Origin of the sequence: Paenibacillus gorillae, from assembly GCF_000513275.1 — a bacterium.
Taxonomy (GTDB): domain Bacteria; phylum Bacillota; class Bacilli; order Paenibacillales; family Paenibacillaceae; genus Pristimantibacillus; species Pristimantibacillus gorillae.
In genome coordinates this window covers 1-18,901 of the sequence record NZ_CBVJ010000015.1, presented here as the reverse complement: position 1 = coordinate 18,901, position 18,901 = coordinate 1, and the positions used below count along the sequence as shown (strand labels likewise).

The following is an 18,901-nucleotide window of genomic DNA, read 5'->3' as shown; positions in this document are numbered from 1 at the left end:
TAAAGCGGTCAAACCATAATGACGGCAGACGTTTTAGGTAAAAAAAAGCCCCTATCCTCAATCGAGAATAAGAGCAAATCGCTTATGAAACTACGCTTTTCTACCAAAATTATTGTGAGGAAATAAGCTTCTCGGACACAACCGTCCACTCATCTGACGCGCTTGTCTTCATATAAAAGCGGACCGCATATTTTCCGGCAAACTCAAAGTTATATTTGATATCCTCGGTTCTATACCAGAAATTATCTTTCGTAATGTTGACTGACTGTGATTGAATGACTTTTTCCGTTCCGTTAGGATCGGTAATCGAAACTTTAACAGCGGACACTTCCGTCGTCAGATTATCGATCTGGGACAGCACGTTGAACGTATAACGGTTGCCTTTGTCCACATTGCCGAACACGACTTTGTCCTGGAACAGAATCATATGAACATTCGGTTTATACAGCGTTGCTTTCTTGGTCTGATTGTCCCAGCTGACAATCGCCTGCAATCCGTTCGCAATTTGCCGAAGCGGCAAATAGGTTTTGTTGTCCACAATCAGTCCGTTGTCGTCCAGCTCGCTGCCGTTCAATATAACACGTACCTTCTGCGAGGCCGCATCCGCAAACATTAACGTTCCTCCGCACAGTGTCAGCACGACAAGAAGGATAGCAATTTTACTGAATTTCATCGATGAAAACCCTCCATCCGGTTACTCTTTGGATGTAAGGTTATACTCGGCCTATAGATGAAAGTTGCGGTAAAAAAAGCATATTTTTCACTTGAGTCTCAGGGTGGAAATCATTGCCGTTCCCGGCTGTAAAATGCTGTAGAATAACGCGATTGCCTGGGAAATGCTCCACATCTCCCAGCCCAGTATTACCCGTATGTGCGGGTTAAAATGCAAGGCACGCCTTTACCCAGCGACCCCGGCTCCTGCATTCTCTCCCAGTACTTCATGCCTCGCGCGCATGGCGTTTTGCATACGCCGCAGGTGCCCGACAGCACCAGCTTATAATGGTACTGCTTTCTTTCACTTGCCGCCTTTTTCTTGATTACTTTGGCCTTGCCCTTCCCTTTGCTCATTCTAACTTCCGCCCCTTCCACCGTTATGCTGATGCATTATATGTAGATCGGGCCAAATGTGTATCTTGGTTTGTCAGTTTGCGCATCTTTTGATAAAGTGGTGAGAAGTCCGTAACCATTGGAGGAGTAAACCATGAATATTACGATGCTCGGAACAGGGAGCGCATTTGCCAAAAAATATGACAACAACAACGGCCTCATCGAGCTGGACGGTTATAAGCTTCTCGTCGACTGTGGCATTACGCTGCCAAGCTCCTTGCATGCAGCCGGACTTTCGTTCAACGATCTGGATGCCGTGCTGGTCAGCCACATCCATGCCGATCATGTAGGCGGCTTAGAGGAATATGCGTTTCAAATGATGTTTCTTTACGGCAAAAAGCCGGTTATGTATATTGCTGAAGGGCTTGTCGATCCACTATGGGAGCAGACGCTCAGGGGCGGACTGACGCAAGAGCCGCTCAACGCGATGAGCGATTTCTTCGAGGTAAGGCCACTTAAAGAAGGTATTAATTACGAATTGCACCCTGGCCTTCATGTCCGTCTGTTTCAGACCGATCATATAACAGGGAAGCTGAGCTACTCTTTCCTATTTAATGACCGTTTCTTTTACTCCGCAGATATGAAGTTCAATGGGGAGCTGATGCAGCGTCTGGTAGATGAGGGCGTTCAGACGATCTACCATGACTGCCAGCTGCAATCACCGGGCGTTGTCCACGCCTCGCTGGAGGAGCTGTTAACGCTTCCGGAGGATATTCAATCCAAAGTCATGCTGATGCATTACGGGGATACGATGGAGGAATATATCGGCCGGACAGGACCTATGCAGTTCGTTAAGCAACGACAATCCTATTCGTATAAATAAAAAAACAGCGGCAAGCGCTTGGATTTAACAAGCGTTTGCCGCTGTTCTATTTTTGTATCAAGCACTTAGAAAATAGGGAGCTGATCTAAATTGTTTGTTGGATCGCCATCCGCATCTCCGCGAATATGAAGTTCTCCATCTCTTCCTTTAAAGGCGTTCACGCCTGCAATATGCCCATCTTGAACCTCTTGAAGTGCTGTAGCGTAATCAAGAATTCGGCCTGATGACGTTTTGAACGATGTTAAATCTCCGTCTCCGTTTTTCTGAACCGCCACGATATGCTCGCGCTGCCCCTCGTCTGCTGGACTCATGCTTGCACTCTCCTTTTTGTAGACAGCGATTCATACATTAATATGCTGCCTGAATTCAAACACTCCAGTAGCATGCCCAGCAGAGGGCAATTATTATTCCTTTTCGAGACATTCCGCAGGAAGCTTCCTTCTCCAGAGAAAGGTTTGATCATAACTGAGCGAATCTTCAACAACAAGCTTGAGAACACAAGCGCTTACAGTAATGACAATACCAAACAGACCAATTAACCATATGGCCAAATGGGCATATTCCGCCGCCAAACGAACGCCCTCCTCAAAGATAGGTTTCCGCTGCATACTTGCCCTGCAAGCTGCAAGCCTGATTCGTATATGTATGCCCGCTCCCGGTCAACTATGCTCGCTGGCCCATAAAAATACCAGCAAAGTCTTCTCAATTTCCGAACATTATGATACAATTTGTATCAAATAAAGAGATTGAGGATGAGAGTGATGAATAAAAACCGGATTGGACAGTTGGACGCAATGAGAGGCTTGGCAGCGATTGCTGTCGTCTTCAGTCATTATTATCAAGTTGAGGTCAAGCCGGCCCTATCCGTTCTATTGTTTAAATTCTCGCCCCTTGCGTTTATAAAAAATGGACACGGCGCTGTCATTTTATTTTTCCTGCTTAGCGGCTTCGTTCTCATGCTCCCGTTTTTGAAAAACAACGCCATTTCCTACAAAACCTTTCTATTAAAAAGAATATTAAGAATTTACGTTCCATTCTGGTTTGCCATGGTATTCTCGATCCTCCTCTGCTCTTGGCTGTCCACCGGAGGAATATCATCGCTAGGCAGCTGGTTCAACTCCTCATGGAACGAACCGGTAACTGTAAAATCAGTAGTCGAAAACCTGCTTCTTATCGGGAACTATAACTCCAACCTATATAACAATGTTATCTGGTCATTGGTTCAAGAGATGCGAATCTCGATCATTTTCCCATTGCTAGCCCTCATTATTATGAAGTGGAATTGGAAAACGGTGCTTGGATTGTGTCTGGCTCTCTCTGCTATTAGCGGCACCAAAAACATCTTCGGTTATGATCATAGCTATGGATTTCACACTGGCTTCATGGATACCCTTCACTACACCACCATATTCCTCATCGGCGGACTGCTGGCCAAGCACAGAGAGTTCATTGTCGGCCTTTTCGTAAAAAGCTCAAAAGCATGGAAGTGGAGCCTGCTCGGTCTAGCCTACATTCTCTTCACTTACTCGGAGCTAGCGATGGCAGTAGGAAATCGCGTCGGATTACGCCATTACCAAGAAATACTCGATGACTACACGACAACTGTTAGCTGCGCCATACTGATCATCATCGCGCTGGGCTCAGCCCGAGTGACGCGACTCCTCAGCATTCGTATCATTGCCTTTTTCGGCGATATTTCCTATAGCATATACCTGTACCACCTGCTCGTGCTGTTTAGCTTCATCTACTTGTTTCATGGCAAACTACCGCTTTCAATAATCTATGTACTGGCTTTCTTCTGGACTATCCTCATAGCTGCAGCATCCTATAACTATATCGAAGTGCCTGCCATCAAATGGGGCAAACGGATCGGCACTAGAAGCAAAAAGGAGACACATCAGCCATCCGAGCCGGTTGTGAAGTTTTAATGGAATGGCATTACTAAACGATCAAGTATAAATTCCTTAAATTTATACTTGATTTCTCAATTTAATTTGTGATATTATATTAACTATCGCAGGACGGTAGCTCAGCGGGAGAGCACTACCTTGACAGGGTAGGGGTCATGGGTTCGATCCCCATCCGTCCTACCATAATAAACCCACTGAAACCCTTACTACGTTAGGGTTTTTTCTTATGAGCACGTTTAGACGATTCGATGAAAAATGGATGAATTTCACTATTGGCGCGTTTTTGGTGCGTTTTATTTGGATCATTTTTTGACTCCTAAACGATCTGATGTTTAGATTTAGAATAAAACATTTTCCCAAAAGTATCGGCGGTATCTTGATGCATATGTGGAGTAATATGAGCGTATCTATCAAGCGTCTTTACACTGGACCAACCCATTCTCTCGGCTATTCTTTTTAAATTCTCTCGCATTTCCAATAACATTACGACATGCGAATGTCGAAGATCATGAAATCTGATTTTCTTAAGAGGTTCTTCATTCCAACGGAGATTTTGATTAATCCTCTCAATGATTCTACTAAAAGATCGATTAAGATTTCTTGGTTATACAGGTGTTCCTAACTGTGTGCAGATTAACAAGTTATTATCCTTATATAAATCACCTGCTCTTAATTTCTCTACTTTCGATCTATAAATCAGTTTCTCAAGTTTCTCTAGAGTAAATATGTCTAAACCTATTGACCGTCCGAACCCTCTTTTAGTTCCCGGGGTTATTTTTTTCCGTCGTGTTCTAATGTCTGGTGTATTGAAAGGGATTTTGCAGTGAATTTAACATCAGTTTTTTCGGCTCCAAGTATCTCACCTTGTCTCATTCCTGCAACAATAGCTAGTAAGAATGCTTGGTAATATCTATCTTTTTCTGCTTCCCGTAGAAACCTATGACATTCTTCAGAAGTCCAATAATCCATTTCCTTCGCTTTAATAGTAGGCGTTTCTACGTGGTCAGCCGGATTAATAGTTATGATCCCCCAACCGACTGCTTTAATTATAGTGTGGCATTTCCTTTGATTGTCACTACACAAACTATCTTCTCCGGCTTCTTCCCATCTTTGATAAATGTTCTCTATCATTAATGGTGTGATTTTTTTAACCAATATGTCCTCCTCTTTAAATGCCGGTATTATATGGTCATTAATTAACCACTTATAAATCCTTCTAGTTTCATCCCCATTTTTTTTCTCCCGCGCAACCAATTATGCAGCAGATCTTTAAAAAGCATTTTGTCGCCATTTAAATCAATCCCTTTTTCGATTTCAATAAGCAGTTCTCTTCGTCCCTTTTCCGCAGCCGCTTTCGTTCCAAATCCTCGCCTCTTGATTCGACCATTCCCCTTACTCTCTTTCGCCTCAATAACAAAGTACCAGGGTTTTTTTTGATTGTCTTATCTTTAATTACTGCCAAGCTAATTCCTCCTCTTCTAATTTTGCATCAATCGACATTTTATATTGATGCATGTCTAAAATTACATAAAATGGATAACACCTGTAGCAAGCGAAATAAATTCTATTTTTAGTAAGGACAGGTTTATCAAAAGGAGCAAAGGTCAATAATCCGTCACCTTTGCTCCTTTTGTTCCCGACTACCTCTCCTTTAACTACTGCGTTCTTGTCCTTCATACCATTGAAAAAAGACTTTCTTGGAAACCTTTATCTTAGTTTCAACCCTTACAGCATGAAATTGTCCAGAGTTAACGAGTTCATATGCTTGTCTTCGGCCACAATTCAAAAGCTTTTGTATATGTTTAACTTCCAGTGAATCTGGAAGTTCATCCCTATCACTCATTCCCATTCCTCCTAAGAGTTTCTTCTTGCTTTCATTCATCCGTCACCAGAAGAAATAAATTTCCCTGTTCCTCACCCGATACTTTCTTATGAGCTCGCTGGATCATCTTATCGATTGCTCCCTTGGTTATTCCAAGCAGTTTGGCAATCTCACTGTGCGGGAGTCCCCGGCCATGCGCTAATTCGTAAGCTTCGCGTTCCTGCGGGCTCAACATCTTCAGCGCCTGCTCTAGCTTGAATTTCTGCTCTGGTGTCAGAGTCGATTCGCTGCGGGAGTTATAGTTGTTGCTATAATTTTGCATAATCATCGGATCTATAAGTTTTGTATTTGCATACACGCCGCGTCGCTCTATTCCGCGCTTACTGTGCGGCCGGCGTCCTGTTTGCATCCAGTTGATTACATAATTTATATCCGAAATAGTGCTGCGCAAAATTGGTTCATCTGGATGGGTTCCGTTCTAACCCGTTGCAACCAGAGCTGCACGTAGATTTCTGTAAGTGGCCCGGTAACCCGCCTCAAGATCCTTTAAGTCGAGTAGGAACCCCCGTTCATCCAATTCAGGAATTGCTTCACGTTTTCGTTTCCGATCACCCACTTCCCTCACGCCCCTTTGTGGGAGTGGGCCCCGGGATCGCCGGGAGCCCAAAACAATTTACAGCTTATAAACCAGTCAAAACGCTAACAACCAAAACATGAGACATAAAACAACCGCAGCAATTAAACCCCAATTCCATTTACGCATTACCATGCGTCTTCTTCAGTTGACGCCCCATCACCAGAATCGCCGGCAGCAGACTCTTCCTCATCACTTTCATCATCTTGCGCATCGTCATCGTCAGCTCCGTCATCGGATTCTTCTGTATCCGTCGAATCATCCTCTGCGGCTTCCACTCTTCAGATTCCTCAGCTCCGTTGCCTTCACCCGCTGTCCCAGACGACTCATCTTGCGGGCTTCTGCACTCGTTGCCTACATCATCGATGCTGAGCTGCTCGCCGGATTCTTCTTGTTTAGATTCAATATCAACCGTGTAATCGGGATTTAATTTAGCCCGAATGCCTTCTCTCATAGGAGTCGTTTGCTCACGATCATAATCATCAAAATCGGTCTGAGGTGTTTTAATCTCGATAACAACCTCGCCGACAGCCTTCATCCGTGCTAACTTAATGATTTGTTCGTCTGTAAGCGCACCCCGCGAACGAAAAAGCCAAGCTCTACTTCATTCTTTTTATTGGTATTGTTTTTTGTAAAATCAACGTTAATCGTTGTTTTCATGATTTTATTGCTCCTCTCGATTTTGGCTTCCTAATTTCAATCCTCTATCCATTAACAGGTTCAATGTGAATTTTGATATGCCGATCAATCTGGACAATTCCGTCCGTGGCAGGTGTTTGTTCTCTTTAAGGATCCGCTGCTGCTCTGCAGTCAGCTCAGTGTTCAAGGCGTCATTAATAAGCTTGTCGACCTTGTTAGGCTTGATTGTTGTGCCAGAAACACCCGTTTCTGACTCAAGTCTGTATTCAAGGCCGGTACTGTAAAACTTGAAGCGGCTTTTTTCGCCTTCTTTACGAACCAGACCCTTCTTTGTTAGGGCGTGCAAATGACCAGATATGACTTCTGTACGAATTAATTCCTTCTCAAGTATCTCGCCGTATCGGATGCCGGGATGCTTCGATATCACTTGCATGAGATCGTACTGAGGAACAGTTAGTTCAATCATCTGCTGCCGCCTCCTTCTTGATGAGAAACTGTTCTGCTAAAGCTTGAATACAGCTTTTATCGGAATGTTTAGCTTCTAGTTGCTGGCCGGGATCGACAATGCCCTGAGACTGATACGATTTGATACCGAGTATCTCGACCATTGGCGGGTCTGAGCCGTCATCAGAAATCAAGTAAATACCAGTTACCTGTTCCTCCTGCCCCTCCCGGTCCAACCGGCCGCTAATCTGCTCATGTACTTTTGGCGACCAGTCAAGTTCGCCGTACACCACGGTGGAACATCTAAATTGCAAACCGTTGAGTCCGGCGCCGCTTCAGAGTGACATAATGAAGATGTTAGTCTCGCCCGATACAAATTTCCGAACTGCTTCGGCCTTTTGGTGCTCACTCTCGCTGCCCGTATACATGACCGGATTAAACTCTTCCAGTTCCTGCAGCTAAATATCGTAAACGTCTCGGTGCCAGCCCATCAGCATAATCGGGACATATGACTCCAACCATATCCTTGCATACCTGGCGACAGACTTTGCTTTTGCAACTCCAGTTGCATGCCGCATAAGCAAATCCAACTGACGGCCAGCACGCCCGCGCTCCATGAATGAGCCGATCGTCGTCTTAATTGCCAGCTGCCAGGCTAAATCTTCTACCGATTTCAGAGATTCTTCGTCTGAGTCAACATGGACGGTATTTGGTTCACCGGCGGCATTTGCTGACCGACATCTTTTTTCGTCCGGCGCAGGAAGACATTTTGCTCTCTCAGGAATGAGCCCAGCGCTTCCGGATCCTTAACTTCCCGATAACCGACACACCACTCTCGCATGAACTCGTCAAAGCTGCCGAGGACATTGCCATCGAGAAAACTCATAATGTTGTGTATCTCCACTCCATAGTTATAGATTGGCGTCGCTGACAGCCCTAGGCGGTATTCGACGGATCCGGAGAGTCGCTTCGCCGCCTGCCCTTTTCCGCTATCAGTGCCCCTTCGAAGTTCCTGCACTTCGTCTTAGATGACTGCTTTAAAAAATCCATCGCTAAAGGTATCTATCCAGCCGAGCAGTTGGCTGTATTTGTAGAGGTAAACGTCTGCTGGCGGCAGCTCATATGGACGAGTGCCTTTGATTTTGTGAACGCGAAGCGATGTGAATGCCTCAATCATGTTTTTCCATTTGATCTTGAAGATGTGTTTGCATCACAACTGCTGCCGGAAGCGCTCTCCCGTCAAGCATCAATGCGGCGGCGCTGTATGTCTTACCTAATCCCACCGCATCACCGAGCAACAGCGACTTTCTGAACAACGTCAGCTCAGCAGCTTGCGCTTGATATGGTCGCACCATTTGCCCCGGCTTAAATCCCACTCGCGGCGGCGGCATGTAATCACGTCGCAGAATTTCTTCCATTCGCGCTTGTTCCGCCTCAAACTGCTCACGGCCTTGGATTAGTGCCCGCTGGCTGACTTCATCCATTTGCATCGGGTACCGTTGCGTGAACCAGGATAAGTCCGCACTGTGGGCGCTGTCGGTCGGGAAGTTAAACGGCCCAGTATCCCATTTCGCGATTCGCGGGAATATTTGTTTCAACCGGATCGCAACATGCGGTGTTATACCTGAGAGCCGCCATTGAGCTTCTATCAGCTCCAACTTGCCGTATGTCTTACTCATAGCCACCCCATTCCAAGTGGAGCGATCAAAGCTGGTTTATCGTTAATTGTTGGAGGTAGATGCATACTCGTTCCAGTTAGCAATAACAGGCCAGTTACATTTTCATGGCGGGAGTATCGTTCGAGTTGTCGATATATCGCTTTATTTGAGCATTTCGTTTTTACTTCGAGGACGATTCCATCGATTAAAAAGTCAGGAATATCCTTGTCATCCAACCTTTTTTCCCTTTCATAAGGAATGTTTCGTTCATTCAAAAACTGTTCAACGTTATTTTGCATCTGCTTCTCTTGCATTGTCTTGAATCTCTGAAGTACGAGAAGGTTAGCAAGTTCGTGCATCCTTGATAAAGGGCCGCTCAATAGCAACAACCCCAAACATATGTTCGGTTTAATGGTAGCAGTTTGCCGTCAGAATCGCAGCGCGCATCCTGGTGCATCTTGTAGCTATGATTTTAATACACTATTTCTGGAATGTTCAGAATTGCTTTCCTAACCTCTTATTGCTCATTGCCTTGAATGCCTGTTTATAGTAATCCTTTGCATTTTCATCCGATATTGCTTTCCGCAGAAATTCATTGGAACATTGGGCCGTCATGATCAAATTCTCCTCCAGCTCACTTGGCGGCACATGTACCAATACGAATTGTGAAACCTCATGAACCTCTTCCGGCCTATCATTGTCATATTGAATTGTGATTTTCGCCATTATGCTTCCTCCAAATATCGTTTTGCTTCTTCCGCTGCTTTTTGGAGTGCAATGAATTGTACATTGCTCCCGCCGTTATCTCGATGCTGTTGTTTAGCAATTGAACGGTACCTGCCCGTCACCATGGCAATATCCGGTAGGTGGTCAAAACTTAATACTCGGAAGCATGCCGACAGCTCCAGCAGTGTCGGCAGGTATCGCATACCTTCGATCCACGTCTGCAGCTTATAAATACCACGCTCTGCAAGCCGCGCCAGATCCTCGAGCGCCAGCACGAGCTGCGCGAAGGCATCGCTGCTAAATTAAATCTTTTGACCGTTTTCCTGAGCTTTTTCAACGGAACGGTCGAACCGGTAAAGCTGGCCATTGATGCGAAACTCTACCCAGCCACCGCGCCGGCCCCAGTCGAAATTGTAATCTGTGGTTCCCAAACACTGCATAACCTTAACGAGCTTGTCTTCATACTGCTCAGGTGGACCGTAGTGTTTGCCTGCCATCCGGAACCTCTCCTTTCAATCGATTAAAGCAATTCTAAATTCAGTTTTTTTAGCCGCTCCGTGAACAGCTTCGCTTTGCTTCCTTGCGATCAATTGGATGAATTGGGCAAGCTGCCATTGAAATATAGATGTCGGTACCGATCAGCTTTATCTCCGTGTACTCCGTAACCTTGTAAACTTTGCCATGTACCGTCCACGTCTTACCGAGCTCCATTCGCCTTATTTTCTCAGTATCATCATGTCGGAACTGCACAAACAATTCGATGAAATGCGCCTTGGGATATGCCTTTTTGACCGAGATATATTCCGTTTGGCTCAAGTCTTGACATGTAAACCATATTCTCAACTTATTACCGTAAAGTTCAAATTTCTCGATTCCAAGTATCAAATACGATTTATCTTTATACTCAAGCACATCTCCAATTTTCTTAGGTTGGCGGAAGAGTCGGGTCGTTGTCTGAAAAGTAGTGATCAATTTGCTCATGGTTATTGATCCGATTCTACTTCTGGTTTAAATCTCTCGCCTCTATCTTGGATGTACCGAATGCCGGTTTCACGATCAATAACACGCCATTTCCGGTCATATCTGCATACCAGAAGGCTGCAAAGCATGCGTGCTTATAGTTAGGAAACTGCTCTGCCTCTTCTACCTTTTCAACGTCATCATAAGGATGATCATTATCCGTTCCGTCATGTTTGAGGTACTTCTCAGACTTAATGTCCTGAATTACAAAGGCCATAGAACTTCTTCACCTGCCTTTTTTAAGGTGATTCTTTAACTTGGCTTCCAGCCAATATAAGAATCGAAATACACCCAATCGCTCTGCTAGTTCCTCCAGGCTTCTTTTCAACTCCCTGCAGGCTTTAGCAAATTCATCAGTGGCGTCCGGTGTATTGCTTCTCGCACCGTCGATTTCCTCAAAGAAACCGTCAATTTTTTTGTCATCATCACAGGCATTAACAGGTAAATATGAAAAATCATCTCCGCTTCCCTTCACACGCCCGAATACATAACCTTTAGTCGTAGCTTCCGCCTGACATGTTTTATAATCGCATCTCTGCATCTTTTCGCCTCCACATTCAGCATTAATCAAGATGGTCAAACTATAAACAGTATTACTTAGCCAGTTTATTCACCAGTAAAAAACATTACTGTAACCATTAGTAATTCAAGGGCATACGATGGGCTTAATTGAACTGAAGGGATATGATAAATTGACTTTTACACAATCAAATCAACAAGCTCCATCTTCATTAATGGGAGCTACCCAGGCTCAAGTCCTTGATTGGGCACGTTATTTCAATGCAAATCCTACTGAGAGGGTTAGATTAATTCTGTACCCTTATGTTGTTCCACTAGAACAACTTCCCCCCGACAGAAGACCTATCAAACCTCTCTCAGAACCTGAAGATGTCTATAAAAGTTTTACTGCCGATATACCATCATGTTTTTTTAAATGGACTTTAGCTATCATCAACTTTGGTCCATATGTTAGTGCCGTAGCTATCAACCCCGTCGGTATATCACCTGACGGTCAGCAAGTTGATACTTGGATCTCCCTAGTTGGTGCCCCTGCACCTATAAGACAGCCGGTTCACATTACACGCTTTTTATTTGTTAATCCTTGTTAGGTAATACTATCAATTAGTTTCAAACCCCTGAACTTTCAGGGGTTTATTAAAATTCCAACTGGTTCATTCTTTTGAATGTATTCAGCCCGCTCTATGCTCCGAAATGTGACAAAACCAGTCAAATTACACCCTGTACAGGCTATATATGCTTTTATTTACTTACAATAATTCATGATGTAAGGGGTGTTTTGAATTGGAATCAACTGATGAATTATTAAAAAGAATCCAAACCTTATCTGCAGAAACTGTAGATTGTGAAGATGTATTAAAACTAAGAGGAACCATGTTGTGGATCAAAACCTATATAACCGACCACTTTACATCAGCGATCTTTATCATTTGAACCTCCTATTCTTCAAAATCCACCTTAACTCGGGGTCGTATAGCCGACCGGAGTTGGCCTCCCAGATCCTGCAGTTGCATACCAATCTGGCATTCACGATTACAGAATCCGTCGATTTTTGAGAATGTGGTCCCGTGCAGCAAGCCAAGCTCAGCACGCTTCGGGCAATTCGCACAACTGCCTTCAAGTAAATTGCTTATCTGAACAACAACCTGCTTCCGTTCGATTACCAGTGTCTATTGGGTGTTCCCTTAAGCTTAGTTTTCCTTTAACTGGAATGGGGGGGGGGGGAGCAAGGCGCTTAATATCCAGCAATGACCAAGCATAGCGCCCAATAGAGTAATCACCAAAGTAAAACTCATTACCGACCACGAGGATGCCAGGATCTACTAGCGCAGACTCGCCATCATTAGCCGTTACTTTGTGACAATCATCGAGGATGGTCGTGCCAATAATCGCGCCTGTAGGAAGATTCCCGGCATGAAATCTATGCTTCGCAAGAACGGAGCGGATCGGCTCCAGTTCACATGCTGCCTTATCTATTTTCTTACTAGCGTGGATTGCCAGCGGCCCACGATGCTTTGTCGCCCAGTTCCGCGTCTCGTTCCACTTTTCTTTCAAGACAATGAGCTGCGCCCACGACTGCATAACAGATATGACTTTCATTTGTTCGCCTCCTTTTGCCGGCGGGCGTTATCTGCAACCATCATGGAATAGTTGGCAATATCGGCTGCCAGCGTAACGATTGTCTCTGGGTCAGATAATTGCCACAGTGTCATCAATTTCTTGTGCATTTGGTTTGCTAGCCAGTCCGCCGAACAATCCGCCCAGCCTGTTTTGTGGTCGTTGGCCCGCAGAGTTTCCTCCATGCGTTCTGTAAACCATTGCACTTCCGGTCGCGGAGAAATACTATTCCCCTGTTCGATTACTCTGATTGCTCGAGGACCGTTTGAATCCCGGTATAGATAGCCCTTTTTGATCAGCTGTTTCATAAGTCCATGAACACTAGATTCTGATGCATACCCCAAGCCAACCTGAACTTCTCGAATTGATGGGGGGGGTACCTTTTGGATGCAATGTGATGTTTAACAAAGAGCAGCACCCGGTGCTGGGGAGCAGTTAATTCTCGATGTTGAGTGGGAGTGACTTTTTCCATTCGCAATCCATCTCCTTCCTTGTATTACCGCTAGTAACAATACGGTTTATTGAATATAATTTCTGTAAGATTCTGACCGTCATCAACCCATAATGTTAGCTCGCCCGCGATCAATGATATCGCGTACAGAGGGTGATGCTTATAAAATTAAAAAGGAGAGTAGCTGCAGCCCTCTCCTTTTTAATTTGTTTTAGAATTGCATCTTCGGTTGAATCGTGGATGCTCTTTTTTCCGCAATCTCTACGTATTGCTCACCTAATTCACTGATCGTACACTCCCGGTTATTTTCTAACGCCACCTTTAAAGTTGTTCCAGAGCCGCCAAATGGATCAATTACCCGACCACCAACAGGGGCACCTGCCAAGATGCATGGTTCTATTAACTTTTCAGGGAAGGTGGCGAAATGGGCTTCTGGAAATGGTTGAGTTGCCACGGTCCATACGCTCCGCTTGTTTCGCATACCGCTATAATCAACATCCTCACGATCCGAACGCTGTTGCTTTTGCTGGCCTGGTGGCTATGATTCGTTAACGGATCTCGCAAAAGAATTTGCTCGACTTCTACCGGTTCGATGAATAGAAGTATGAGTCCCTGCTTCCGTATCCCATCCAGTGGGAACTTTGAAGTTTCCCTTCGCCTTTCGCTTTCCACCCTTTTGATTATCGAATGTGCTTCCCTCTGTGTAAGATCCACCACGGAAACCATTTGCCCATTCGTCTTGCACCACCCGGCTATTTTATTGCTTCATTGTCGTAATAGTAGCGGTCCGCAGGATGAGCGTCGTTTCCTCCCGAAGATTGGGTCACCATCTTCTGAGGATCCGTTGCGCTAAATACGGTGCATTGCACAAACACTCCGTTCATTTCGCCAAGCTCGAAAAATATTGTTCGGCTTGCGCTTGTCCCGCGAACTGTGAATGCCAAATCGACATTACCGGCTGTGGCCCGTTGCCGCTAGTAGCTGCGCGTAGCAGCTCCACATCAACTGGTCCGGCGGACGGGCGCGGTATCGATTCTCCACCTGATCTTTCCGGATCCTTCTGGCTGCCTCCGCCGCTCAATTTGTTAAATGCAGCATTTTCGGGTGTGCCAGAGATCTTTATTGCAGCAATGGTCGTAGCACTCGCAGTGAGAGGTACAAGAAGTATATTGATTTCCGGATACTTCTCCAGCAAATAAGATTGGCTAGCTGGCAGCCCTCCGGTGTATGTAGCGCTCTGCCGCAAACCTTCGATTGTTGGCCCAACATATATAAGCTTCGTTGTACTCATCCCGTCTCATCCTCTCTAATGGACAAAATAAAAAAGGCTACTCATCTGAGCGCCCTTGTTCAGCAGCTGCGGCATCCTCGATCTTCTTCCGCAGCCCATCCATCTTATTAGATATCTCTTGCTTTATCTTCTTCTCCTGCTTAATCACAACCTCTTTATTGTAGCGCTTGTCGCCGAACCGCTTTTGAACTTGTTGTATTTTCATCTGCAGCTGACGAATCTCATGATCTATATAACCGCCAGTGTAGCGGTATCCGCAGTAGGGGCAATTGAAGCATATATATATGCTCAACTCCGTCAGGCAGCGATATTGTTTGAACTTTAATCTCGAATCCCTTGCCGCAGCCGGTTCGGCCATTACATTTAACTTTCATTGCTTGATTCCTCCGAATCTAAAAAGTCATCTCTTCCTGCTAACTAGGAGAGATGACTTTTTGGTAGATTAACTAATCACATCTGTTAATGGCATATTATACTTATAATATAAATCACCATTCCTTATCACATGTTTCAGTTGGCCGGAACCGATAAGATATGCTAATGCTTGAGTTACTTCATTTCTGGTGTGACCAGATTGAATTTCAAAATAATTACGTATATTCATTATCGAAGTCGGTTCCGAGTCCTTCAAGAATTCCACAATTCTATTGCGCAACAAAATTGCATCTACTCTATCCATTTTTGTTTCCGGTCGATGAGCCGGCAATTCATTCAACATTTCTTTTACCTTATCAAGTGTAACTACACTATCACTGTCACTGTCACTCTTACTTTTCATTTCATCTAATCGATTTATTAACGTAGTTCTCCACTCTTCAGTATCCACGATACTCCTGAACAATTCGTCTTTTAGCGACGTTACTTCCCCCAATTGAGTTTGAAACTTACTAATCAACTCTTTTTCTAACTCAACCGAATCTGCTAACTTCTCTGTGGTCACTTTCAGATCATGAATATGGTTTTTTCGAACTCATGCTGTCCATAAAGGTGTATGCTATTGCCAGCACAGCTAATACGATTGAAATAAGAGTCGAAGCAACGCTGATCCCCATCACTGCTTTTTCTGAGTTGTAAAATACAATTGTGCAAAGAGTAACTGCAGAGAAAACCATCAGCATTATTACGAAAATATAGAAATGATCTCTTTTATTTAAATTCACATTGACCCCTCCCGCACAAACCATTCGACAAAAGGAAGGAAATCCCTCTTTAGTTGTCGAAGATTAGACCAACCACCTCTCACATTAGCCGCGAGTAAAGAAATCTACTCTGCCGTAGTTTGACGTTCATCCTTACTTTCCCTCCAATAAATTGATATAAGATACAGCTGTATGTTCAGGTGAATCAATAATTAATTTCTCTTTATTATTTTCAATAGTTAAATATTGTTCTTTTGTTGTATTCTTAATATGATCATATTTAATTCTGTAAATAATTCTTTCCCCCCCTAAAGTTCTATATGTAATCTCTGCGAATGATGGATTTTCTTTCTTCGATTCAGGTAAATATATTGGATAAAGTGGTACTAATATTTTAGTTGACTTTTCAATAATCCCCAAATAGTTATTCGCAACTTTATTATTGGGATATGTTATTTTTAAATTAACATCATAGATCACAGAAGGATTTCCACTATGATTTATCTCGAAATAAAATACTTCATTATTTTGATTTACAGGGTAAATTTTGTGTAATTTTCTGATTTCATCAGTACTCAAAATCCGTGTAGATCCTTGTTTCATAATAGCAGTGTAAGTAGTGATTCTATTTGTAATGGATAAATAAGATCTATTGTCCTCAATTGCGCGCAGGCGATCATTCTCCAAAGTCTTTTTCACAGCAAAATAAGTAAATGAACCGCCTAACACCCCACCTAAAGCCCCCACAAAAATTCCAGCGTCAAATCCTTGAACGTCCTTTATAATGGGCGTATTACTAATGGAGAAATACACCGCCATAAATAGAAAAATACTTACAAAAATTAAGCTTAATAACATCATAACCTGTCTAATCTCAATCTCCCCCTTATATACAAACAACCCCTTTCGACAAAAGGAAGGATATTCCTCTTTTGCTGTTGAAGTTTGGAGCAAGGGGGCGAACTGATGAAACCAAAAAGGTACACTCTCAAAACTAACGAAGACTTCTTTTACGCAATTGCTGCGAGTAAAGAAGTCTACTTTTTGTCCGCCAATCTTATTGGAGCCATCCCGAAGCATTTGAATTCTACGTAATAGCCTAAACATGAAGCACACAACAAAGCCGCCCCCTCTTATTAAGGAGCGGTTTTGTTGTAAGCCCGACGATTATTAACACTCGTCGGATTGCGCCTGCGAGCCGAATCTTAACCCTTGCAGTCAAGGTCAGAAGGGGGAACAAAGTCCAATGCCAATATGGACCAGAATCGGCGTAACAAAAAAAGGAGCCGGACGGCTCCTTGGAAATAGCTTGTGAAATGGCGGCAATTTCTTCATGCGCCTACCGCTAATGCGCCGTGCCCGGATTGGGCCGCTCAAATGCACACTTAACGCTCCGGGGTATTCCCCTCAGTGTGCTGTCTCAATTGGATGTCTCCGCAAAGTGTATCACTAGAGGTGATGGTTCTCACCATCCCTTCAAAAGTTCGGTTGCCATCCGGCAGTGCGAAAATTGGCTAATCGTGGACAATGATTCGCACCTTATTACGGTTTGCTCTTAGTTTCTCGTTGGTCGCCAGTTAGCACAATGCACGGACCAGACTTCACCGCAAAGCCGCATTGGATTTTATAGCTGACTAACGTCAGCAACTTAAACGCCGGGATTCGCCCCCTACTTCTAGACGCACAGGCGTTGCGTTCCTATTCCGCCACCACGAACCATACATCACTAGACGCTCAGAATCGCCCTTTTAAGACGCTGTAAATATTCATGCTCCCAATGCAGGAAGCAATAAGAGAACGCATGTTCGTGGCGAAAGTTGTGTGTCTGTGACGAGATATTAAGGATCACCTCCGGCAGATTACTTCTGCCATCAGGATTCGAGGACCCGCATACCAACCCGCAATCTACCTTTTGCAGCTCATCGCCTAACCAAACAGGTAAGTGTATGTGTCGGGCGCTGCTGTTTGTCCTCTCACTTATAGGTGGCAGTTGCAGGACAAAAAAATCACTCTTTTTTTCAAGCATTGCTTTTATCTCTCTTAGCTCGTTCTTTACACTTTTTAATTCACTTCTAATATCCTTACTTAAATTAGATTTATCAACAGAAAATTTAACAATAGAAAATAATATAATAAGTATCACTGCTATTAATAAAAGAATCCACAAACCTCCAATTAAACTACCAATACCCATACTATATCACTCCTCCAACTAAAATATCATTCCTTATTTTGTATTTTACTATAGACATTTTATCAAAGTTAATTCATAATGTAAAACGAATCTACGAAAAGGAAGGATGAGGAAATTTTGTTTAAAAGAAGATTTGGTAGTGTTTTACTGGTTGGCGTTTTGTTGATGTCACTTGCTGCACCTGTTTCTGCGGAAACAGTAGTTCCTCCGCAAGACTTGTACGGCCTTGAAGTAATTTCAACTGAGACCTTTACAGAAGTAGTAGATGGTACTGAAATTACGACTGAAAGAACAACTTTAAATGGTAATGTTGACGATTTGCAAAGGATTATTCAAGAACGTCAAGATTCTGCACCACAAGCTTCTGCTCTGTATAATGCAATCGATTCTAATTCTGATGGCGGCGGCATGCAAACATTTGGCAACCCCATTACTAACACAACAAAAACTTATGATGCTACTATCTCATGTAATATTACAACTCTTAGCAATATGTGTGTAGGTGGATGGTTGACTCTTTCATTGACACATGTTTCTACAAAATGGACCGCTTCTGGAAGAAATATTATTACTCAAATTGTAGATAAAAATTCCGTCAAAAATGCGACTGTTACACCCAAAGTCAGAATTTCATCATGGGGTTTAGTCGGTAGTAGCACAATTATAACTGAAACAAAAACCTTTACAGGTCCTACCTCGACAGGTACGACAAGCTTCCCTAACCCTGGGGTAAATTGGGATTTTAATGAATCAGGTGTTGGATTGCTAGTTTACGTCGAAGGTCAAATTGGGGGCAATTTCTCGTATACATACGGAAACACTGTCTATTCTTTTGATAGATGGGCAACAGAATATGTAGAGCGATAACCATTTCACCATTTTAAATTTATAAAAAGGCAGATGCGGA

34 protein-coding genes, 1 tRNA gene and 1 pseudogene are annotated in these 18,901 nt (G+C 43.7%); 5 read left to right on the top strand and 31 right to left on the bottom strand.

Annotated elements, in window-relative coordinates:
* Positions 1-109: 109 nt before the first annotated feature.
* A complete protein-coding gene (locus tag TY10_RS01795; protein ID WP_042159974.1) occupies positions 110-673 on the bottom strand; it encodes a stalk domain-containing protein in 564 nt (187 codons plus the stop codon).
* A gap of 188 nt (positions 674-861) precedes the next feature.
* Positions 862-1,068, bottom strand: coding sequence for a hypothetical protein (locus tag TY10_RS01790; protein ID WP_042159972.1), 207 nt, complete (start codon positions 1,066-1,068; stop codon positions 862-864).
* A gap of 133 nt (positions 1,069-1,201) precedes the next feature.
* Here TY10_RS01790 and TY10_RS01785 point away from each other — a divergent pair, with 133 nt between their 5' ends.
* On the top strand, positions 1,202-1,930 hold the full coding sequence (locus TY10_RS01785; protein WP_042159970.1) for an MBL fold metallo-hydrolase: 729 nt from the start codon (positions 1,202-1,204) through the stop codon (positions 1,928-1,930).
* 65 nt (positions 1,931-1,995) lie between these two features.
* Here the strand turns inward: TY10_RS01785 and TY10_RS01780 are convergent, their stop codons facing one another.
* Positions 1,996-2,241: a DUF3892 domain-containing protein gene (locus TY10_RS01780; RefSeq protein WP_042159968.1), complete on the bottom strand. Its 246-nt coding sequence runs from the start codon at positions 2,239-2,241 to the stop codon at positions 1,996-1,998.
* A gap of 93 nt (positions 2,242-2,334) precedes the next feature.
* Entirely contained in the window at positions 2,335-2,502 is a 168-nt protein-coding gene (locus tag TY10_RS30930; RefSeq protein ID WP_202903129.1) for a hypothetical protein, read from the bottom strand.
* A 189-nt stretch (positions 2,503-2,691) separates the two neighbouring features.
* Here TY10_RS30930 and TY10_RS01775 point away from each other — a divergent pair, with 189 nt between their 5' ends.
* Positions 2,692-3,858 carry an acyltransferase family protein gene (locus TY10_RS01775; RefSeq protein ID WP_162160561.1) on the top strand — a complete coding sequence of 389 codons (1,167 nt, stop codon included), beginning with the start codon at positions 2,692-2,694 and terminating at the stop codon, positions 3,856-3,858.
* Positions 3,859-3,948: 90 nt separating this feature from the next.
* Positions 3,949-4,023: transfer RNA gene (locus TY10_RS01770), tRNA-Val, on the top strand.
* 133 nt (positions 4,024-4,156) lie between these two features.
* Here TY10_RS01770 and TY10_RS32430 read toward each other — a convergent pair.
* The 17 genes and pseudogenes from TY10_RS32430 to TY10_RS28545 all read right to left on the bottom strand — a co-directional run.
* Positions 4,157-4,417: pseudogene (locus TY10_RS32430) on the bottom strand (tyrosine-type recombinase/integrase); the annotation flags it as partial.
* Between the two features lie 194 nt (positions 4,418-4,611).
* The gene (locus tag TY10_RS01765) at positions 4,612-5,094 is read right to left on the bottom strand and encodes a hypothetical protein (RefSeq protein ID WP_042159964.1); all 483 of its coding nucleotides are present in this window, start codon (positions 5,092-5,094) and stop codon (positions 4,612-4,614) included.
* Between the two features lie 397 nt (positions 5,095-5,491).
* Positions 5,492-5,683, bottom strand: coding sequence for a helix-turn-helix domain-containing protein (locus TY10_RS01755; RefSeq protein ID WP_042159960.1), 192 nt, complete (start codon positions 5,681-5,683; stop codon positions 5,492-5,494).
* Between the two features lie 31 nt (positions 5,684-5,714).
* Positions 5,715-6,113: a sigma-70 family RNA polymerase sigma factor gene (locus TY10_RS01750; protein ID WP_052350295.1), complete on the bottom strand. Its 399-nt coding sequence runs from the start codon at positions 6,111-6,113 to the stop codon at positions 5,715-5,717.
* Positions 6,114-6,417: 304 nt separating this feature from the next.
* Positions 6,418-6,834: a hypothetical protein gene (locus tag TY10_RS01745; RefSeq protein ID WP_042159959.1), complete on the bottom strand. Its 417-nt coding sequence runs from the start codon at positions 6,832-6,834 to the stop codon at positions 6,418-6,420.
* Positions 6,835-6,960: 126 nt separating this feature from the next.
* Positions 6,961-7,401 carry a MarR family transcriptional regulator gene (locus TY10_RS01740; RefSeq protein WP_042159957.1) on the bottom strand — a complete coding sequence of 147 codons (441 nt, stop codon included), beginning with the start codon at positions 7,399-7,401 and terminating at the stop codon, positions 6,961-6,963.
* Positions 7,394-7,672, bottom strand: a complete 279-nt coding sequence (locus tag TY10_RS29570; protein ID WP_052350294.1) for a P-loop NTPase family protein — start codon at positions 7,670-7,672, stop codon at positions 7,394-7,396. Before TY10_RS29570 ends, TY10_RS01740 begins: the two co-directional genes overlap by 8 nt.
* Before the next feature lie 380 nt (positions 7,673-8,052).
* A complete protein-coding gene (locus TY10_RS30205) occupies positions 8,053-8,397 on the bottom strand; it encodes an SNF2-related protein (protein ID WP_155985655.1) in 345 nt (114 codons plus the stop codon).
* Between the two features lie 6 nt (positions 8,398-8,403).
* Positions 8,404-8,556 (bottom strand): hypothetical protein, encoded by a 153-nt coding sequence (locus tag TY10_RS30200; protein ID WP_155985654.1) that lies wholly within the window; start codon positions 8,554-8,556, stop codon positions 8,404-8,406.
* The gene (locus tag TY10_RS29560) at positions 8,549-9,058 is read right to left on the bottom strand and encodes a DEAD/DEAH box helicase family protein (RefSeq protein ID WP_052350292.1); all 510 of its coding nucleotides are present in this window, start codon (positions 9,056-9,058) and stop codon (positions 8,549-8,551) included. The genes TY10_RS30200 and TY10_RS29560 overlap by 8 nt, the downstream gene beginning before the upstream one ends.
* Positions 9,055-9,351 carry a hypothetical protein gene (locus TY10_RS01730; protein ID WP_155985653.1) on the bottom strand — a complete coding sequence of 99 codons (297 nt, stop codon included), beginning with the start codon at positions 9,349-9,351 and terminating at the stop codon, positions 9,055-9,057. Before TY10_RS01730 ends, TY10_RS29560 begins: the two co-directional genes overlap by 4 nt.
* A 181-nt stretch (positions 9,352-9,532) precedes the next feature.
* Positions 9,533-9,763 carry a hypothetical protein gene (locus TY10_RS01725; RefSeq protein ID WP_042159953.1) on the bottom strand — a complete coding sequence of 77 codons (231 nt, stop codon included), beginning with the start codon at positions 9,761-9,763 and terminating at the stop codon, positions 9,533-9,535.
* A complete protein-coding gene (locus TY10_RS30925; protein ID WP_202903128.1) occupies positions 9,763-10,038 on the bottom strand; it encodes a hypothetical protein in 276 nt (91 codons plus the stop codon). Before TY10_RS30925 ends, TY10_RS01725 begins: the two co-directional genes overlap by 1 nt.
* Positions 10,039-10,065: 27 nt before the next feature.
* On the bottom strand, positions 10,066-10,260 hold the full coding sequence (locus tag TY10_RS30920; protein ID WP_202903127.1) for a hypothetical protein: 195 nt from the start codon (positions 10,258-10,260) through the stop codon (positions 10,066-10,068).
* A 49-nt stretch (positions 10,261-10,309) separates the two neighbouring features.
* Complete coding sequence (locus tag TY10_RS01715; RefSeq protein WP_052350291.1) at positions 10,310-10,744, bottom strand: hypothetical protein; 435 nt, start codon at positions 10,742-10,744, stop codon at positions 10,310-10,312.
* Positions 10,745-10,760: 16 nt separating this feature from the next.
* On the bottom strand, positions 10,761-11,000 hold the full coding sequence (locus TY10_RS01710; protein WP_052350290.1) for a hypothetical protein: 240 nt from the start codon (positions 10,998-11,000) through the stop codon (positions 10,761-10,763).
* Between the two features lie 9 nt (positions 11,001-11,009).
* Complete coding sequence (locus tag TY10_RS28545) at positions 11,010-11,324, bottom strand: hypothetical protein (protein WP_052350289.1); 315 nt, start codon at positions 11,322-11,324, stop codon at positions 11,010-11,012.
* A gap of 118 nt (positions 11,325-11,442) precedes the next feature.
* Here TY10_RS28545 and TY10_RS30195 point away from each other — a divergent pair, with 118 nt between their 5' ends.
* Positions 11,443-11,892, top strand: coding sequence for a hypothetical protein (locus TY10_RS30195; RefSeq protein WP_155985652.1), 450 nt, complete (start codon positions 11,443-11,445; stop codon positions 11,890-11,892).
* A 348-nt stretch (positions 11,893-12,240) separates the two neighbouring features.
* On the opposite strand, the gene TY10_RS32425 is transcribed toward TY10_RS30195, so the two are convergent.
* From TY10_RS32425 to TY10_RS01660, 10 genes are all read right to left on the bottom strand, one after another.
* A complete protein-coding gene (locus tag TY10_RS32425; protein ID WP_420329371.1) occupies positions 12,241-12,435 on the bottom strand; it encodes a zinc-finger domain-containing protein in 195 nt (64 codons plus the stop codon).
* Complete coding sequence (locus TY10_RS01700; RefSeq protein WP_042159952.1) at positions 12,419-12,901, bottom strand: ASCH domain-containing protein; 483 nt, start codon at positions 12,899-12,901, stop codon at positions 12,419-12,421. Before TY10_RS01700 ends, TY10_RS32425 begins: the two co-directional genes overlap by 17 nt.
* Positions 12,898-13,284: a LexA family transcriptional regulator gene (locus TY10_RS29550; RefSeq protein WP_272945259.1), complete on the bottom strand. Its 387-nt coding sequence runs from the start codon at positions 13,282-13,284 to the stop codon at positions 12,898-12,900. The genes TY10_RS01700 and TY10_RS29550 overlap by 4 nt, the downstream gene beginning before the upstream one ends.
* A 297-nt stretch (positions 13,285-13,581) precedes the next feature.
* On the bottom strand, positions 13,582-13,851 hold the full coding sequence (locus TY10_RS01690) for a DNA methyltransferase (RefSeq protein ID WP_052350287.1): 270 nt from the start codon (positions 13,849-13,851) through the stop codon (positions 13,582-13,584).
* A 399-nt stretch (positions 13,852-14,250) separates the two neighbouring features.
* Complete coding sequence (locus TY10_RS01685; RefSeq protein WP_042159949.1) at positions 14,251-14,661, bottom strand: hypothetical protein; 411 nt, start codon at positions 14,659-14,661, stop codon at positions 14,251-14,253.
* Positions 14,662-14,698: 37 nt separating this feature from the next.
* The gene (locus tag TY10_RS30190; RefSeq protein ID WP_155985651.1) at positions 14,699-14,866 is read right to left on the bottom strand and encodes a hypothetical protein; all 168 of its coding nucleotides are present in this window, start codon (positions 14,864-14,866) and stop codon (positions 14,699-14,701) included.
* 237 nt (positions 14,867-15,103) lie between these two features.
* Positions 15,104-15,601, bottom strand: coding sequence for a hypothetical protein (locus TY10_RS01675; RefSeq protein ID WP_042159945.1), 498 nt, complete (start codon positions 15,599-15,601; stop codon positions 15,104-15,106).
* A gap of 7 nt (positions 15,602-15,608) precedes the next feature.
* On the bottom strand, positions 15,609-15,821 hold the full coding sequence (locus TY10_RS01670) for a hypothetical protein (RefSeq protein ID WP_042159943.1): 213 nt from the start codon (positions 15,819-15,821) through the stop codon (positions 15,609-15,611).
* A 132-nt stretch (positions 15,822-15,953) separates the two neighbouring features.
* Positions 15,954-16,916 (bottom strand): hypothetical protein, encoded by a 963-nt coding sequence (locus TY10_RS01665; RefSeq protein ID WP_042159941.1) that lies wholly within the window; start codon positions 16,914-16,916, stop codon positions 15,954-15,956.
* A gap of 610 nt (positions 16,917-17,526) precedes the next feature.
* Positions 17,527-17,994: a hypothetical protein gene (locus tag TY10_RS01660; RefSeq protein ID WP_042159939.1), complete on the bottom strand. Its 468-nt coding sequence runs from the start codon at positions 17,992-17,994 to the stop codon at positions 17,527-17,529.
* A 117-nt stretch (positions 17,995-18,111) separates the two neighbouring features.
* On the opposite strand from TY10_RS01660, the gene TY10_RS01655 reads away from it, so the two are divergent.
* Positions 18,112-18,861 (top strand): hypothetical protein, encoded by a 750-nt coding sequence (locus TY10_RS01655; protein ID WP_042159937.1) that lies wholly within the window; start codon positions 18,112-18,114, stop codon positions 18,859-18,861.
* Positions 18,862-18,901: the final 40 nt, after the last annotated feature.